The 17,041-nt window shown below is 71.6% G+C and carries 13 protein-coding genes, 1 tRNA gene, 1 other RNA gene and 1 pseudogene; 9 read left to right on the top strand and 7 right to left on the bottom strand.

Going from position 1 to position 17,041, the window contains the following annotated elements; all coding sequences use genetic code 11:
- The first annotated feature begins 114 nt into the window (after nt 1-114).
- On the top strand, nt 115-2,409 hold the full coding sequence (locus IPK37_04000) for a hypothetical protein (protein ID QQS01605.1): 2,295 nt from the start codon (nt 115-117) through the stop codon (nt 2,407-2,409).
- Nucleotides 2,410-2,531: 122 nt separating this feature from the next.
- Nucleotides 2,532-2,621, top strand: a tRNA-Ser gene (locus IPK37_03995).
- Between the two features lie 160 nt (nt 2,622-2,781).
- Here IPK37_03995 and ffs read toward each other — a convergent pair.
- Both ffs and IPK37_03985 read right to left on the bottom strand, forming a co-directional pair.
- An RNA gene (ffs, locus tag IPK37_03990) (signal recognition particle sRNA small type) lies at nt 2,782-2,878 on the bottom strand.
- Nucleotides 2,879-2,942: 64 nt separating this feature from the next.
- Nucleotides 2,943-3,716 carry a response regulator transcription factor gene (locus IPK37_03985; protein QQS01604.1) on the bottom strand — a complete coding sequence of 258 codons (774 nt, stop codon included), beginning with the start codon at nt 3,714-3,716 and terminating at the stop codon, nt 2,943-2,945.
- Between the two features lie 223 nt (nt 3,717-3,939).
- On the opposite strand from IPK37_03985, the gene IPK37_03980 reads away from it, so the two are divergent.
- The 4 genes from IPK37_03980 to IPK37_03965 all read left to right on the top strand — a co-directional run bounded on the left by IPK37_03980 (nt 3,940) and on the right by IPK37_03965 (nt 8,993).
- Entirely contained in the window at nt 3,940-6,804 is a 2,865-nt protein-coding gene (locus IPK37_03980; GenBank protein QQS01603.1) for a DNA polymerase III subunit gamma and tau, read from the top strand.
- 79 nt (nt 6,805-6,883) lie between these two features.
- Entirely contained in the window at nt 6,884-7,561 is a 678-nt protein-coding gene (locus tag IPK37_03975; GenBank protein QQS01602.1) for a 1-acyl-sn-glycerol-3-phosphate acyltransferase, read from the top strand.
- Between the two features lie 144 nt (nt 7,562-7,705).
- Nucleotides 7,706-8,305 (top strand): recombination protein RecR, encoded by a 600-nt coding sequence (gene recR / locus IPK37_03970; GenBank protein QQS01601.1) that lies wholly within the window; start codon nt 7,706-7,708, stop codon nt 8,303-8,305.
- Nucleotides 8,298-8,993 carry a DUF5063 domain-containing protein gene (locus IPK37_03965; GenBank protein QQS01600.1) on the top strand — a complete coding sequence of 232 codons (696 nt, stop codon included), beginning with the start codon at nt 8,298-8,300 and terminating at the stop codon, nt 8,991-8,993. The genes recR and IPK37_03965 overlap by 8 nt, the downstream gene beginning before the upstream one ends.
- A 57-nt stretch (nt 8,994-9,050) precedes the next feature.
- Here the strand turns inward: IPK37_03965 and IPK37_03960 are convergent, their stop codons facing one another.
- Nucleotides 9,051-10,181: an ABC transporter permease gene (locus IPK37_03960; GenBank protein ID QQS01599.1), complete on the bottom strand. Its 1,131-nt coding sequence runs from the start codon at nt 10,179-10,181 to the stop codon at nt 9,051-9,053.
- A pseudogene (locus IPK37_03955) lies at nt 10,178-11,144 on the bottom strand (ABC transporter ATP-binding protein). Before IPK37_03955 ends, IPK37_03960 begins: the two are co-directional and overlap by 4 nt.
- A gap of 194 nt (nt 11,145-11,338) precedes the next feature.
- Here IPK37_03955 and IPK37_03950 point away from each other — a divergent pair.
- Nucleotides 11,339-12,607, top strand: coding sequence for an aspartate kinase (locus IPK37_03950; protein QQS01598.1), 1,269 nt, complete (start codon nt 11,339-11,341; stop codon nt 12,605-12,607).
- Nucleotides 12,604-13,686, top strand: coding sequence for an aspartate-semialdehyde dehydrogenase (locus IPK37_03945; protein ID QQS01597.1), 1,083 nt, complete (start codon nt 12,604-12,606; stop codon nt 13,684-13,686). The genes IPK37_03950 and IPK37_03945 overlap by 4 nt, the downstream gene beginning before the upstream one ends.
- 145 nt (nt 13,687-13,831) lie before the next feature.
- Here the strand turns inward: IPK37_03945 and IPK37_03940 are convergent, their stop codons facing one another.
- The 3 genes from IPK37_03940 to IPK37_03930 form a co-directional block, all read right to left on the bottom strand.
- Nucleotides 13,832-14,008 carry a hypothetical protein gene (locus IPK37_03940; protein QQS01596.1) on the bottom strand — a complete coding sequence of 59 codons (177 nt, stop codon included), beginning with the start codon at nt 14,006-14,008 and terminating at the stop codon, nt 13,832-13,834.
- 162 nt (nt 14,009-14,170) lie between these two features.
- On the bottom strand, nt 14,171-14,866 hold the full coding sequence (locus IPK37_03935; protein ID QQS01595.1) for an MOSC domain-containing protein: 696 nt from the start codon (nt 14,864-14,866) through the stop codon (nt 14,171-14,173).
- A gap of 62 nt (nt 14,867-14,928) precedes the next feature.
- On the bottom strand, nt 14,929-15,336 hold the full coding sequence (locus tag IPK37_03930) for a hypothetical protein (protein ID QQS01594.1): 408 nt from the start codon (nt 15,334-15,336) through the stop codon (nt 14,929-14,931).
- Nucleotides 15,337-15,542: 206 nt separating this feature from the next.
- Between IPK37_03930 and IPK37_03925 the strand changes: the two genes are divergently transcribed.
- Nucleotides 15,543-17,036 (top strand): hypothetical protein, encoded by a 1,494-nt coding sequence (locus IPK37_03925; protein QQS01593.1) that lies wholly within the window; start codon nt 15,543-15,545, stop codon nt 17,034-17,036.
- Nucleotides 17,037-17,041: the final 5 nt, after the last annotated feature.

The raw sequence follows: 17,041 nt of genomic DNA, 5'->3' as shown, positions 1-17,041 counted from the left end.
GGGCCCTGCCTGGGCTCCCGGCTTGAAGGGGACAGCAGTGACCAGATATCTCCCGACGCCCGGCGGTTCCGGGCAGCGCCGGGTGTCACCGGCGACGGCGTACGGGGTGGGGCGATGATCTCGCCCAGCCGCTGGCGCCACGGCAAGTTGATCGCGACCGCCACGGCGGTCACGCTCGCGACGTTCCTGCCGATGACCGGTGCGCACGCCGCGGTCGTACCGGCCGCGACCACGACCGTCGCGAGCGCGCAGCTCGCGCCCGCCGCGACCCCGCTCTACGACAAGGTGTTGGTCTGCAAGTACTCGGCCAAGCCGTCGTACGGCGAGAAGGCCCAGACGGTCAAAAGCGTCGCCTGGCAGCCGGGATACGACCCGGGCGGCTCCTTCACCCACGCCCAAGGCCTGTCGCTGATCCTCACGTGGGACACCGGCCAGAACAAGCCGACGACCGGCGACTGCCCCACCTACACGGCGCTGCCCCCGGCCCCCACCGTGAACGACCCGTGTGGCCTCAACAATGCGACGTGGAACGTTCCGGCCGACACGAGCACGCTGCGCTGGTACGTCGACAGCAGTGGCCACCTGTGGGTCGAGTCCAAGCTCGGCCCCAACGGCTATCCGCTCGTCATCTTCCCCGACGGCACGAGGCACGACTACGGGCTGCCAACCGACTCCGGCGCCCTGTGCGTGGCGGCCGTTCCGGCCGCTCCCACCCAGACCGTGGTCTGCGGCACGACCGACAACGACACCGTCGCCGTTCCGGCGGATACGGCCGAGATGGCCTACACCAGCTCGGGTTGGGTCAACGGGACCTGGACCGTGACCGTGGCGACGAAGCCGGGCTACGTGTTGCGGGCGGGCGCGACCACGAAGTGGACCTTCACCGACGCGCACACCCCGTGTGTGGCGGCGATGCCCGCGGCGCCGACGTGGACCGAGGTCTGCGGGCTGACGGACAACGACACGGTGACGGTGCCGGCGGACACGGCCGAGGTGGCTTACACCAGCTCGGGTTGGGTGAACGGGACCTGGACCATCACCGTGGCCGCGAAGCCGGGCTTTGTCTTGCCTGCTGACGCGACCGCGACGTGGACGTTCACCGACAAGCACACCCCGTGTGTGGCGGCGATGCCCGCCGCTCCGACGTGGACCGAGGTCTGCGGGCTGACGGACAACGACACGGTGACGGTGCCGGCGGACACGGCCGAGGTGGCCTACACGAGTTCCGGTTGGGTCAATGGGACCTGGACCGTAACGGTGGCTGCGAAGCCGGGCTATGTGTTGCCGGCTGGTGCGACGACGACGTGGACGTTCACCGATAAGCACGCTCCGTGTGCGATTACGACGGCGCCGGCGGCGCCGACGGTGACGGACAAGTGTGGCGTGGCGGACAACGACGAGGTGGTCCTGCCTTCGGACACCGACCAGTACAGCTACGCGAGCACTGGTTGGGTCGATGGCAAGCTCGTGGTGACGGCGACGGCCAAGGATGGTTGGTCGTTCCCGGCGGACATGACGCACGTGTGGACGTTCACAGACGCGCACACCCCGTGTGTGGCGGCGATGCCCGCGGCGCCGACGTGGACTGAGGTCTGCGGGCTGACGGACAACGACACGGTCACGGTTCCGGCGAACACGGCCGAGTACGCGTACACCAGCTCGGGTTGGGTCAATGGGACCTGGACCGTGACGGTGGCGGCCAAGCCGGGCTATGCCCTGCCGGCCGGTGCGACGACGACGTGGACGTTCACGGATAAGCACACGGCGTGCTCGGCGGCGATGCCGGCGGCTCCGACGTGGACCGAGGTCTGCGGGGCCACGGACAACGACACCGTGACCGTTCCGGCGGACACCACGGAGTACGCGTACACCAGCTCGGGTTGGGTCAACGGGACCTGGACCGTGACGGTCGCGGCCAAGGCGGGCTATGCCCTGCCGGCTGGTGCGACGACGACGTGGACGTTCACGGACAAGCACACCCCGTGTGTGACGTGGAACGGACGAACACCCGGCTATTGGAAGAACCACACCGGTGACTGGCCGAAGTTCTCGATCGTCAACTCCGCCGGCAAGTCGGTGGCGATCACCCCGTCGACCACGGTGCGCAGCGTCTTTGACATCCCGAACACGAAGACCTATTCGTGCATCGGCACCAAGGACACGCTCTCGACGGCCCTGAACTACGGCGGCGGCAGTGACCTCTGCAGCGCGGTGAAGAACCTGCTCCGCGCGGCGACGGCGGCGCTGCTCAACGAGGCGTACTACGGCAGCAAGTACCCGGCGTACTCCTCCACCCAAGAGCTCATCAGCGCGGTGAACCAGGCGATCGCCAGCGGCGATCGGGCCACGATCATCGCCCTGCAGACGCAGCTCGACGCGTGGAACAACGGGGACCACTCGGCGGTCTGACCCGACCAGTGCCCTCGTGACAAGGCCCCCGGACCGACCGGTCCGGGGGCCTTGTCCCATGCGGGGTGGCCTGCGGCGCAGCGGATTCGATCCGAGCCGGACGCTCCGGTACCCTGGTCCGCGGAGGATTCGCATAGTGGCCTAGTGCGCACGATTGGAAATCGTGTTGGGGATGAAACCCCTCGCGGGTTCAAATCCCGCATCCTCCGCCAGCCATCGCCCGCACCGTGGGCCGTCCGCTCATCGGTCGGGTCGCGGGGGAGCAGGAAAAGACGCGGTACGCCGAGCCGGCGTACCGCATCTTTTCTGTCCCTCGACGACGCCTTCGCGCGGTCCGTGCGACACCGCAGGGGCGGGTCCGCGGGGCGGGCATGCGAGGACCCCCCGCGTACCTGGAAGAGCTCGCCTACCCTTGCTGCATTCCTGCCCTGGGGGAGTTCGGCGAGGTACCACCACACGGGGGGCCTGGGCACCACTCTAGTGCAGCCGGAGCACCCGCAGCGCGGGGCCCGCACCGGCCGCGACCCGGGGCCTCAGGCCGAGGCGCGCTCGGCGTCCGACAGCTCGATGGGTCCGGCGATCGGCGCGCCGTGATCCCACGGGTCGGTGAGGGCGGTGAGGACGGCGGGCGCCGGCGAGGCGCGGTGCGTCAGCCGATAGCCCACGCCCCGGACGGCCTGCGCGACGACTGGGCCGCCGGCGGCCTGGATCTTGGTCCGGAGCCGGCTGAGGTGCACCTCCAGCAGGTGATCGTCGCCCATCCACTGGCCCCACACGGCCCGGACCAGGTCCGGCCGGGACCACACGACGTACGGCGAGTCCATCAGCAACGCCAACAGGTCGAACTCGGTGCGGGTCAGGTGCACCGCGTGGCCGCCGACGCTGACCTGCCGCGTGCTGCGGACCAGCTCGATCGACTCGTGCCGCACCATGTCGGCTGTCTGCGAACACCGCGGGGATAGCCCCGTCGTACGGCGGGTGGCGACGCGCACCCGCGCCGCGAGCACCCGGGCCGACGTGGGCCAGGCCACGTAGTCCTCGGCGCCCGCCGCGAAGGCCATGAGCTCCTCCGTCTCGTCCGGGCGTGCCGCGAGCATGAGGGTCGGGGTGCCCGCGGCGGACCGCACGTACTGGCACAGCTCATGGGCGCCGTTGCCGGGCAACCCGAGATCGCAGATGAGCGCCGCGGGGGCGTACGCATGAATAGCCGTCCGCGCGGACGAGATATCGGGGCAGCCGACGCACCGAAATCCATTGGCCCGCAACGATTCCATCACTACGGCCCGCATGGCATGATCGCTGGACACGCATAAGACTGTCGGCATTTATCCCCCCACGCCCCAACTAACGACCGGTCCCCACCCCGATCAACCAACTTTAGTGCCAAATTCGGCAATCCTCTACCCTCGAGTCATCGCGAATGACTTGGTCGTGTTAGCGCGCTTTGTGACACGAGTTCTCGCGGGAGGCCAGCCAGGAGGCTGGCCGGGGCAGGTGCCGGCTGTCGGTCTGCCCGATTACCCTCGGGGCGTGACCACCGCCCTGTACCGCCGCTACCGGCCCCAGACGTACGCCGACGTGATCGGGCAGGAGCACGTCACCGAGCCGCTCATGCAGGCGCTCCGCTCCGGGCGGGTGGGCCATGCCTACCTGTTCAGCGGCCCGCGCGGCTGCGGCAAGACCACCAGCGCTCGCATCCTGGCCCGCTGCCTCAACTGCGAGCAGGGTCCGACGCCGACCCCGTGCGGCGAGTGCCCCTCCTGCGTGGCCCTCGCGACCGGAGGGCCCGGCTCGGTCGACGTCATCGAGATCGACGCCGCGAGCCACGGGGGCGTGGACGACGCGCGCGACCTCCGCGAAAAGGCGGCCTACGGTCCGGCGCAAAGCCGGTTCAAGGTCTACATCATCGACGAGGCCCACATGGTCACCCCGCAGGGCTTCAACGCGCTGCTGAAAATCGTCGAAGAACCGCCCGAGCATGTGAAATTCGTGTTTGCCACGACAGAGCCGGAAAAGGTCATCGGGACCATTCGGTCGCGGACCCACCATTATCCGTTCCGTCTCGTGCCGCCGACGCGGCTCAGCGAATATCTTGAATCCCTGTGCGCCCGTGAGGGGGTCGCGGTCGAGCCCGGGGTGCTGTCGTTCGTCGTCCGCGCGGGCGGGGGGTCGGTGCGCGACTCCCTCTCGGTCCTCGACCAGCTGATCGCGGGGTCGGGTCCGGAGGGACTGACGTACGCCGGGGCTGCGGCGCTGCTCGGCTTCACCGAGGCGGAGCTGCTTGACGCCGTCGTGGACGCCCTCGCCGCCGGGGACGGCGGGGCGGTCTTCCGGCAGCTCGACAAGGTCATCGAGACCGGCCACGACCCGCGCCGCTTCGTGGAGGACCTGCTGGAGCGCTTCCGGGACCTCATCATCGTCTCGGCCAGCGAGGACGCCGCCGCCGCGGTGCTGCGCGGCGTCCCGGAGGACCAGCTGACCCGCATGCGGCAGCAGGCGGCGTCGTTCGGTCCGGGGGAGCTGTCGCGCAGCGCGGACATCGTCAACGCCGGCCTCACCGAGCTCAGCGGCGCGACCGCCCCGCGGCTGCAGCTGGAGCTGATCTGTGCCAGGCTGCTGCTGCCGGCGGCCGCGGGTCCGGGTGGGTACGCCGCCCGCCTCGACCGCCTTGAACGTCGCCTCGAGATGGCCGGGCCGACGCCGCCGGACGGTACGTCGAGGCCGGCGCGGCACCCCGACTCCACCCCGGTCGAGGATTCTGCCTTCGCTTCGGGCTCGGCCGGTGCCCCGGCGGGGGGCAGGGAGGCGCTGCGCCAGGCGCACGCCGCCAGCCGGGGCGGTGCGTCGGATCCGGTGGACTCGCCCCCTGCGGCCCGGGCCGAGGCTGCTCCCGCGGGTGCGGAGTCTCCATTAGCGGAGCCCTCCCCGCAGCGGGTCGCAGAGCCCACGCGGCAGCGGGGCGCCGAGCGGTCGCCGCAGCGGCCCGAGGCCGAGCAGTCGCCGCAGCGTGGTGCCGAGTCGTCGCCGCAGCGCGGCGCCGAGGCCTCGCCGCAGCGTGGCGCAGCGCCGCCCCGCGGGGGTCTCGACACCGACGCCGTACGCCGGAGCTGGCCCGACGTGCTCGCGAAGGTCTTCGGGATCCGGCGCGTGACCTGGACGTTCCTGTCGGAGCATGCGCAGGTGCTGGAGTACGACGGGCGCCGGCTCGTCCTCGGCATCGCCACCGAGGGGCTCGCCCGGACCTTCCACCACGGCCCGCATGGCGAGGTGGTCCGTCAGGCGCTGATCGAGACGCTCGGGGTCGACGTGGCCGTCGAGGGCCGGGTGATGCCCGCCCGCGGCAGCGAGCCCCTGTCGCAGACTGCCCCCCTGTCCGATCCCGGCCCGCCCCGGATGAGCCCCGTCGAGCCGACCGAGCCCACGATGGGTGCGCGCGAGACGAGGCTCGAGCCGCCGGCGTCCCCGCCGTCCACCCCTTCCCCGCCGTCTACCCCGTCCGCGTCGCCCACCCCCTCCATGTCGCCCACCCAGTCCACGTCGCCTGGGGCGAGCACCGCAACGAGATCGGAGGGAGCGGCACCCGGCGTACCGGCCTCCGCGCAGCGGCCGACACCGCTCGACGCCCTCGACGACGACGAGGCCGAGGAGCTCCTGGACGACGACGACACCGAGCTCGCGCCGCCCATGGGGGTGGTCGACGAGACCGCAAGCGCGGCCGGTCTCGACGATGCTGACGACGGAGTCGACGACGGCGACGATGACGATGACGGCGGGCCTACGACGGACGTGTCGCACGTCGGCGAGGCCAATGACGGAAAGGATCCGGTGCCCCAGACCGGGCCGCCCGGCGCCCCCGCCGACCCGGGCTGGCCGGCCGACGACGACCCAGGCGACGGCGCCGGCTACGGCCCCCAGTACGCAGCCGACCCGGATCCGGACGAGGAACCCGACGACGAATGGGCCCCGGTTCCCGGCCCCAAGGGCGACCCGCTCAACGTCTTTGCCACTCCCGAGCCGGCGGCTCCTGCGGCACCGGCCGTCTCCTCGGAACCGGACCGCGCGTCCGAACCCGCCGCGCCTGCCGAACCCCCTGCCCCCGCTCCTGCGGCACCGCCCCCGCCGGCTGCCCCACGACCGGCCGGGGGGCGGGCCCGGATGAGCGCCTACGAGCGCGCCAAGGCGTCCCTCGGCGAGCGCGACCCGGGCGTCGCCGGTGCCTCCAGTGGTTCCCGAGGCGACCGCGGCCGGACCGGCCGTGCCCTCCCGGCGACTCAGGAGGCCGAGGACGCCGAGGTCAGCGTGGATGACGAGAACATCCAGGACTCCGGTGCAATCGGTCAGCCCGTCATCGCGAAGGTGCTCGGTGGGGTCGTGATCGACGAACGTCAGGAGTGACCGTTCGTCGGTCCGCACCCACCCCCCGGCGTGGCCCCGAGTGTCGCCCCGCGCCGACGTACGCCTAGGATCGCCGCCCGTGGAGACGACCAGGTTTTACGCGCTGGCGCGGTCCGTCGCGGCGCCCGTGCTGCGCACGGTGCTGCGCGCCGACGTCCGCGGCGCCGAGCACGTCCCGGCCAGTGGGCCGGTGATCATCGCCAGCAACCACCTGTCGTTCTTCGACAGCATCGTGTTGCCCGCCGTCGCGCCGCGGCCGATCACGTTCCTGGCCAAGGCCGAGTACTTCACCGGCAAGGGCCTGTCCGGCGCCTGGAATCGGGCCTTCTTCACCGCCGCCGGCACCATCCCCGTCGACCGCGACGAGACCGCGGCCGCGTCGCAGTCGCTGCAGGTGGCCCTCGATGTGCTCTCGGCAGGCGGCGCCTTCGGGATCTATCCGGAGGGCACCCGGTCCCGGGACGGGCGGCTCTATCGCGGCCGGACCGGCATCGGACACCTGGTCCTGACGTCGGGCGCGCCCGTGGTCCCGGTGGCGATTCGCGGCACCGAGCGCATCCAGCCGGTGGGCTCCCGGTTCGTCCGCCCCGCCAAAGTGTCCGTCGAGTTCGGGGCGCCCCTCTGGCTGGGGGACCGGTACGGCGTGCTGCCGCCCGGGCGCGCCCGGCGGGAGATCGCCGACGAGGTGATGGCCGCGATCCAGGCGATGAGCGGCCAGGAGCCGGCCGGGATCTACAACGAGCGCCCACCCAGCTGACCCGGCGCCGCGGGCCGACGCCGCTTCGCGGGCCGACGCCGCGTCCCAGGCCGACGCGCGCACTGAATTGTTGACTGAGCGCCCGCCGACATCGCCCGGGTTGGACGCTCGGCCTTGTCGGGGCCGCCGCGTAGGCTGGTCGTCGTGTACGAGGGAGCGGTCCAAGACCTGATCGACGAGCTCGGGCGGTTGCCCGGGGTCGGCCCGAAGGGTGCCCAACGGATCGCGTTCCACATCCTGGCGGCCGACGCCATCGACGTGCAGCGCCTGGCGGACGCGCTGATTGCGGTCAAGGAGAAGGTGCGGTTCTGCGCCACGTGCGGCAATGTCGCCGAGGAAGAGCTGTGCCGCATCTGCGCCGATCCGCGCCGCGAGGAGCGGGCGATCTGTGTGGTCGAGGAGCCCAAGGACGTCCTCGCGATCGAGCGGACGCGCGAGTTCCGGGGCCGCTACCACGTCCTCGGTGGCGCGATCAGCCCGATGGAGGGCGTCGGGCCTGACGATCTGCGGTTCGCCCAACTGTTCACGCGCCTGTCCGACGGGCGGGTCGACGAGGTCATCATCGCGACCGACCCCAACCTGGAGGGCGAGGCCACGGCGGCCTATCTCGCCCGCCTCCTGGTGCCTCTGCAGCTGCGGGTCACGCGGCTGGCCTCCGGCCTTCCGGTCGGCGGCGATCTCGAATACGCCGACGAGGTCACCCTCGGTCGGGCCTTTGAAGGGAGGCGCTTGCTCAATGCCTGACACTCCGTCCACTCCCGATGTCGCCGAGCCGGCGCGTCCCGCCGGTCCTGCGGACGCCGTCGCCGACGCTCAGGCCGACACCGCGGCCGAGCCCCCGATCGCCGAGGCCGACGAGCACGCGGTCGCCGAGCCCATCGACGCCGACCTGGCCCTGCTGGGCGAGGAGACCGCGGCGGAGGCCCGCCAGTTCCTCGCCGTCGTCCGCCGGGTCGGCTCCGGCGAGTCTCCCGAGCAGGCCATCCCCCTGTTGCTGCTGGCCACCTCGCAGATCCTCGTGACCGGGGCCCGCCTCGGGGCGATCATGGACGTGGTCCCGGCGGAGCAGTTCGAGGCGGACCTCGGCGCCGACTTCGACCTGGAGGGCCTGCGCGGGTCGCTGGGTTCGCTGCTGACGGGGCTCGATGACTACTGCGAGGTCGTCGACCCGATGACCACCCCGGAGCTGGGGGCCAGCACGCTGTCGGGCGACCTCACCGAGGTGGCTGCGGCCCTGGTGCACGGGCTGCGGCACTACGCCGACGGCCGGATCAGCGAGGCGCTGTGGTGGTGGCAGTTCAGCTACCTCTCCGACTGGGGCGTCCGGGCCACCGGTGCCCTGCGGGCGCTGCAGTCGATCATGAGCCACATCCGGCTGGACGCCGACGAGGACACCGTCGCCGAGGCCGAATTCGACGCCCTGCACCGCTGAGCAGTCCGGGCTCGGGCGATGCGCGCGGCACGGGCCATGCGCATCCCCCGAGGCGATCTACGCGATGCGCGTCCCGCGCGGGAGCTTGTGGCAGGGCGTGCGAAGGCGCCGAGTCGCGATCGCCAGCGCACCCGCGCCGAGCAGGGCGTACGTCGTGACCCCGAACGGACACCCCGGGTCGTCGAGCCGCCGGGCGCTGTCGTCGCTGCTGCGGGGATCCTCGATAGGGGTCTCGGTGCCGGTCCAGCACTCCACGATGGGCTCGGTGGCCCCGCGCCGGGCAATCCGCACGCCCTCGCGGATGATGCCGAGGGGTTCGCTGGTCCCCGCGCGCAGGGAGCGCGCGCCGGGCGCAGCGTCGGCGACCAGCACAAAGGGGTTGGCTGCCAGCAGCCACCAGGTGCGTTCGGTGTGCACCATGGTGCGCAGCTCGGTCGCCTCGACGCAGGGCGGCGGTTCGGTGGTGCCGGGCGCGGGGCGCCAGTTGCTGGGGCGCCAGTTGCTGGCGTCGTGGCGCAGGACCCGGTAGCTCTCCGTGCTCTGGGTCAGCGGCAGGGTCAGGCCGAACAGCAGCGGGATGCCGATGACGAGGAATCCCAGCACGACGTACGTCAGCGTCGTCGAACTCACCACCCGGGCCGTCAGCGCGGAGATCGCCAGCCCGAGGGCGCAGACGGTCCCGGTGATCAGGATGAGCGACAGCAGCGCCACCAACAGGGTGCCGAGGCTGACCCCGCCGGCGAGCAAGGCCCACAACAACACCGGCGCGGCGATGGCGAGGAAGCCCAGCGCCGCCGCCCACGCGGCGAGGAACTTGCCGAGCACGATCTGGGCGGGACTGAGCAGGGTGACCTGGAGCGAGACCAGCACGCCGTCGGCCCGGTCGCCGCTGATGGCGCTCGCGGACAGGGACGGCGCCACGAGCAGCGCGAGGGTGAGGACGACGAACATCGTCACCCCGTAGAACACCGAGGCCTGACTCTGGATCGTCATCTGGTGGGTGGCCAACCAGGTCAGCCCCACGAATCCGTAGACGGCCACGATCCACGTCAGCAGCACCCATCGGGTGCGCGCGGCGCGCCAGCGTTGGCGAAGATCCAGGCTCGCCACGGTGCGGATCCCCGCCCAGAACGGCACGGCGGCCGGGGTCAGGTGGTCGGCGCGCGGGGTGCTCATCTGCACGGTCATCGCCGTACCTCCTCCAGCTGGGGCGCGGTCGCGCTGAGATAGGCGGCCTCCAGGCCGCCGTCGCCCGCCGGTGCCAGGCCGCAGACGCCCACGCCCGCCCGGCTCAGCTCGGTCGTCAGGGCGGCCGCGGCGCGCTGGTCGCCGATGGCGAGCTCGTACGTCGCGGGCCAGGCGGGGTCGGGCAGACGCCGTACGGCGAGACCATCCGCCCGAGCGGACATCGCCGCCTCGAACGCCGCAGGATCGAGGACCGCGAGACGCCATCGCCCGGCCCGGTCCTGGGCGCGCAAGTCGTACGTCGTGACGGTCCGGCCGTTCGCGACGATCACCGCCCGGTCCGCCATCTCCCGCAGCTCGACGAGGATGTGGCTGCTGACCAGCACGGTCCGGCCGCGCTGGGCCAGCCCGCGCAGCACGTCCCGCAACTCGATCCGGCTGCGCGGGTCAAGCCCTGAGGCCGGCTCGTCGAGGAGCAAGACCTGCGGATCGTGGATCAGGGCTCGAGCCAGGCCCAGCCGCTGCTTCTGGCCCCGCGACAGCACCCGCGCCGGTCGATCCGCGAGCTCCTCCAGGCGAAGCAGCGCGAGCAGCTCGTCGATGCGCTGCGCGGCCGACGCCCGGCCGATCCCGTAGGCCGCCGCCACCATCGCGAGCAGCTCGCGCACGCTCAAGGTGTCCCAGGTGCCGAATCCGTCCGGCATCCAGCCCATGAGCCGACGTACCGCCTGGGGCGACGCGACCGGATCGTGGCCCGCCACGCGCACGTTGCCCGTGTCGGGGGCCAGCAACGTGGCGAGGATGAGCAGGAGGGTGGTTTTGCCCGCCCCGTTTGGGCCCCACCAGGGCCGTCACCTCGCCGGGCGCGGCCCGCAGCACCATGTCGTCGACGGCCTTGACCGTGCCGAAGCTCCGGTGCAAGCCGTCGACTTCGATGCCGGCAAATCCCTGCTCGGTGGCGCCCATAGCGCCAGTCTGCGGGGCGGCGTCGGGTGCGGCGAGGACCGGCGCGGTAGCTCAGCCAAAAGTGGGAACGCAGGGGAGCGACCGCGTCTCGCCGGTCGAGCCTCCCGGACCGCGTTGGGGCACACGATTAGACTCGGCTACCGTTCGTCAGCCCATCGAGTCGTCAGCCCATCGAAGCAGTGCGGGAGTTCGCAGTGTCCCTGGTCGTCCAGAAGTACGGCGGGTCGTCCGTCGCCGACGCCGAAAGCGTCAAGCGCGTCGCCCGGCGCATCGTCGAGACGAAGAAGGCGGGACACTCCGTGGTCGTGGTGGTGTCGGCCATGGGCGACACCACCGACGAGCTCATCGACCTCGCGGCCTCGATCAGCCCCATCCCGCCGCCGCGCGAGCTGGACGTCCTGCTCAGCTCCGGTGAGCGGATCTCGATGGCGGTCCTCGCGATGGCGATCGCGAACCTCGGCTACAAGGCCTTGTCGTTCACCGGCAGCCAAGCCGGCGTGCTCACCGACGAGAACCACGGCGCCGCCCGCGTCATGGGCGTCACGCCCGGCCGGATCGAGGCGTGCCTCGGGGACGGTCACATTGCCATCGTGGCGGGCTTCCAGGGCGTCTCGCAGACCACGAAGAACATCACCACGCTCGGTCGCGGCGGTTCCGACCTCACCGCCGTGGCGCTCGCCGCCGCGTTGAAGGCCGACGTCTGCGAGATCTACACGGACGTCGACGGGGTGTTCACCGCCGACCCGCGGATCGTGCCCACGGCCCGCCGAATTCCGGTGCTCTCGACCGAGGAGACGCTGGAGATGGCGGCCAACGGCGCCAAGATATTGCACTTGCGCTGCGTGGAATACGCCCGGAACTATCAAATCCCCATTCACGTGCGGTCGTCCTTCTCCCATAAGGAAGGCACCCGCATCACAGACCACCCCGAAGGAGAAGCCGTGGAGGCCCCCGTCATCGCGGGCGTCGCGCACGACCGCAGCGAGGCCAAGATCACCGTCGTCGACGTGCCTGACCGGCCCGGTTATGCCGCGAAGATCTTCGAGCTCGTCGCGCAAGCCGACGCCAACATCGACATGATCGTCCAGAACGTCTCGGCCGTGGAGACGGGCAAGACGGACATCTCCTTCACGCTGCCGACCAAGGACGCCGACCGGGTGGTAAAGATGCTCGACCACCACAAGGAGGCGATCGGGTTCAAGAGCCTGATCTTCGACGACGCGATCGGCAAGCTGTCGCTGGTGGGCGCAGGCATGCGCACGCACAAGGGCGTGAGCGCGACGCTGTTCAAGGCGCTCGCGGACGCGGACATCAACATCCAGATGATCTCCACCTCGGAGATCCGCCTGTCGGTGGTCACCAGCGAGGACCAGCTCAACGACGCCGTACGGGCTGTGCACACGGCCTTCCAGCTGGATTCCGCCGAGGGCGAGGCCGTGGTCTACGGAGGGACCGGACGATGAGTGACCTGAACGAGCGTGGCAAGCCGACCCTCGCGGTCGTGGGGGCCACCGGTGCCGTCGGTAGCGTGATGCTGTCGATCCTGTCCAGCCGCCAGGACGTCTGGGGCGAGATCAAGCTCGTCGCCTCGGCCCGGTCCGCGGGCAAGGTGCTGCAGGTCCGCGGGGAGGACGTCACCGTCCAGGAGATCACCCCGGAGGTCTTCGACGGCGTGGACGTCGCGATGTTCGACGTCCCCGACGAGATCTCGGCGGAGTGGGCGCCCATCGCGGCGTCGCGCGGCGCCGTCGTCGTCGACAACTCCGGCGCCTTCCGGATGGACCCCGAGGTGCCGCTGGTCGTCCCCGAGGTCAACCCGGCTCAGGTGAAGAACCGGCCCAAGGGCATCATCAGCAACCCGAACTGCACCACGCTGACGATGATGGACGCCCTCGGCGCCCTGCACGCGGGGTGGGGGCTGACCGGGCTGGTTGTCGCGTCTTACCAAGCGGCGTCGGGCGCGGGTCAGCCGGGTGTCGACCGCCTGTACGCCGAGATCGAGGCGGTCTCCGGCGAGCGGGTGGGCAGCCAGACCGGCGACGTGCGACGGCTCATCGAGAGCAAGCTGGGTTCGGAGTCGCCGTTCCCGGCGCCGCTGGCGATGAACGTGATTCCGTGGGCCGGCTCGCTGAAGGACGACGGGTGGACCAGCGAGGAGCTGAAGGTCCGCAACGAGTCCCGCAAGATCCTCGGCATCCCCGACCTCAAGGTCTCCGCGACCTGCGTGCGGGTGCCCGTGGTCACGACCCACTCGCTGATGGTGCACGCGACGTTCAGCAAACCCATCACCGTCGACGAGGCCCGAGAGGCGCTGGTCACGGCGCCGAGCGTCGTCCTCCTCGACGACCCCGAGAGCGGCGAGTGGCCGACCCCGGCCGACGTGGTGGGGACGGACCCGACCTGGGTGGGCCGGGTCCGCCAGGCCTTGGACTTCCCGCACACCATCGACCTGTTCGTGTGCGGCGACAACCTACGCAAGGGCGCGGCGCTCAACACCGCGCAGATCGCCGAACTGGTCTGCGCGGAGCTCAGCGGCCGCTAGCGGTGCCAGAGCTTTCGTCGCTACAGCAAGCGGCCCGCCAGGTGTTTCCTGGCGGGCCGCTTGGTGGTCTGGGGCCGGAGGCGTCCGAGGCGGTGACCCTGGGTGCTGGGGTGGGCGCGACCGGCGGGAGGGGTGCAGTGGGCGGTTAGACCGGGGCGCTCACTTTGGCAGGCGTGCGGGTGGGACGGGCGCGCTCGACGGTGCTGCCTGGCGGATACTCGTGGCTGCGCGTGCGGCGGTCATCGAGGCGCCGGCGGTCGACCGCTGCCTGAAGGCGGAGTCGTTCGGATTCGTCGATGTACGTCAGGCCTTCTTCCAGCATCTCTGGGTCACCTACCTGGGGATGGGGGTGATCGTTGCCAGATCGCAACGATCGGGGGATTAACACAGAGTTACATAAGTTGATGGCTGCCGCTAGAGGGCGTGAGCGGGATTTACCGCGGCTTTGCCGAGTCGGGGGAGCGCCGAGACGAGCGCCCGCTTGTCAGGCGGCGACGGCCGCGCCCACCTGCAGTGTTGCCGGTCCGAGGGGACGCAGGTACACCGCCGCGCGGGCCCCTCTGGCGCCCGTCGCCACGAGCAGGCCGGGCAGGCTCGGCACGTCGGCCTGGGCGATGTCGACCATCCGGCAGCGGGTGACGCGCTGCACCACCTCGAACTGCGCCTCGCCGATGCCGATGCGCAGGCCGTCGTCGGCCCAGCCGTCCTCGACGTACGGCTCGTCCGTCTCGATGACCAGATTGGCGCGCAGGTGCCGCGGGTCCACCGGCTCGGCCTCGCCGAGCGAGGCGGCGAGCTGTTCGAGCGTGGCCGTCCCGACCAGGCTGATCGGGGCCGCGTCCACGTGCGCGACCTCGCCTTCGTTCGCCAGCCGGACCGGTTCACCGCACGCAGTGCCCAGGGCCGCCTCCGCTCCCGGATCGGCGACGGACAGCCAGGTCCCGTCGGGTCCGCTGACCTCGGGGGTCGCCGTCGGATCCGCGAGCCGGGCCCGCCAGGTGAACAGCGCGTCGAGCCGGCGGAAGCGGCGGCTGTCCTTACCCGAGCCCAGTCGGCCGTTCGAGTCGACGACGGCCCAGCCGCGGTCGCCGGCGAGACGGTACGGCGTCACCGGCCAGGTCGGCACTGACTGACCGGCCATGGATTTCACCGGGAACACGTGGATCTGCTGCAGCCGCATGCGCGCTCCCGCCTCGGTCGGCCGATGGGCAACCAGCCCGTACGCCGGAGCGGCGGCGGGCCTCAGCTACTCAACCACATGCGCAGCACGTCGCCGCCGACGTCGGGCGACTTCGATGCCGGGGCCGCGCGACGCGTCTCCTTCACCGCGGCGATCTGGCAGGTCGCGATGAAGTGTGGGCCGAAGGCTTCCGGCTGGCCGGCCGCCTTGCGGGTGCGGTCGTATTCGGTCATCGCCCCCAGCATGTTCCCGCCGGGGCGGCCGCCGAACACCGTGGACCGGATCGTGGCCACGTGGGTCGCCTGCGCGGGCGTGTCACCGCGCAGCACGGGCCAGGTGACGACGCGACCCAACCCCCTGGCGAGCAGGGCCAGATCCGAGTCGGTGAGCACGAGGCCCCGCGGGTCGATGTGCACCCGGTCGCGGGGGGTGGGGCGGCTGCTGGCTGGGGTGCCGCTTGGTTCGGTCATGGCTCGTCAGGCTCCCGGTCTCGGCCGCTGGGTTGGGCCGTGGATTGAGCCCTGAACGGGCCCCGGATGGGCGCGGCGAATCTTCCCTGCCCTCGACGTACGCATCGGCCGCGAACCGCCCAAGGTGAGCCGGGAACGCACCTCCGGTAGGGGATTTGGTCGGTCCCTCGGGAGGCCCGCCACGGCCATCCGAGGGACACTGAGGTATGTCGGAAGCCCCGCTCGGGAACGACCCCGAGCCGGTCTGTGTGCCGCTGGAGCAGCTGTTGGCGGGCAAGCCGCCCGGAGCCGCGGTCGACCCTCGGGAGGTGGCGCGGCGTGCGGCCTCCGCGGGCCGCGTGCTGGTGGTCCTCGACGACGATCCCACCGGCACCCAATCGGTCGCGGACCTGCCCGTCCTGTTGACGTGGACGGTCGAGGCGTTCGCCTGGGCCTTCGCGCAGGGGACGCCGGCCGTCTACGTGATGACGAACAGCCGCAGCCTCGACGGTCGCCACGCGGAACGGCGCAATCGCGAGGTCGCTCGCGCGGCGTTCGCCGCGGCGGAAAAGGCCGGTGTGACAGTCGACTTCGTCTCGCGGTCCGATTCCACGCTGCGGGGACACTTCCCCGCCGAGCCGGCCACCCTCGCTCAGGAGGTCTCGGCGCACGACGGGCGCCCGGTCGACGGCGTGGTGATCGTGCCGGCGTTCGGCGACGCGGGCCGCATCACGGTGGACGCGGTTCACTACGCGGGCTGCCCGACCGCAGGGTTCACCCCGGTGGGACAGACGGAGTACGCCCGGGACGCCACGTTCGGCTACACCCGCTCCGACCTGCGGGAATGGGTGGCCGAGAAGACCGCGGGCGCGATCCCGGCCGAGCGCGTCGCCTGGATCCCGCTGGCCGTGCTGCGCACCGATCCCACGCAGACGGCGGCCATCCTGGCCGGCCTCGCTCACGCGCGGCCCGTGGTCGTCGACATCGTCGACGAGGACGACCTGCGTCGATTGGCGCTGGCCCTGTACGACGCGGAGGCCGCCGGCCGGCGCTTCATCTACCGGGTCGCGCCGCCCTTCCCGCGCGCCGTCATCGGGCAACCTCCGCGGGCGCCGCTCAGCGCGGCGGAGGTGGCAGCCATCCGAGATGGCGCGGTCGGCGCAGGCTCAGGTGCGGGCGATGCGTCCGGCCGGGCGGCTGGCGGGTTGATCGTGGTCGGCTCGCACGTGTCGACGGCCACCCGGCAGCTGGGCGCCTTGGTCGTGCAGGATCACCCGGAGGTCGTCGAGATCGACGTCGGCACGGTGCTGCTTGGCGGCGTCGGCCATGTCGCGGATGTGGCCCGCCGGGTGGCCGAGGCGCTGCCGCGCGGCAACGTCGTCGTGACGACCAGCCGCTCCCTGGTACGCGGCGACGACGCGGAGGAGTCCCTCGCCATCGCTCGGCAGGTTTCGGCGGCCGTGGTGGAGGTGGTCCGTCGGGTGCTGGCCCGCACGCCGCCCCGGTTCGTGGTCGCCAAGGGCGGCATCACCTCCTCCGACGTCGCCGCGAAGGGGCTGTCGATCGAGCGGGCGATGGTGCGCGGGCCGATGCTGCCGGGGATCGTGTCGCTGTGGGAGCCGGTCGACGGGCCGGCCAAGGGCATCCCGTACGTCGTGTTCGCCGGCAACGTCGGCGGTCCCACGTCGCTGGCCGAAGTGGTGCGTACCCTCTCGGCGTAGCAGGC

Origin of the sequence: Austwickia sp., assembly GCA_016699675.1 — a bacterium.
Taxonomy (GTDB): Bacteria; Actinomycetota; Actinomycetes; order Actinomycetales; family Dermatophilaceae; genus Austwickia.
The sequence above is the reverse complement of the archived record's forward strand: the minus strand, read 5'-3'. Positions and strand labels throughout refer to the sequence as shown.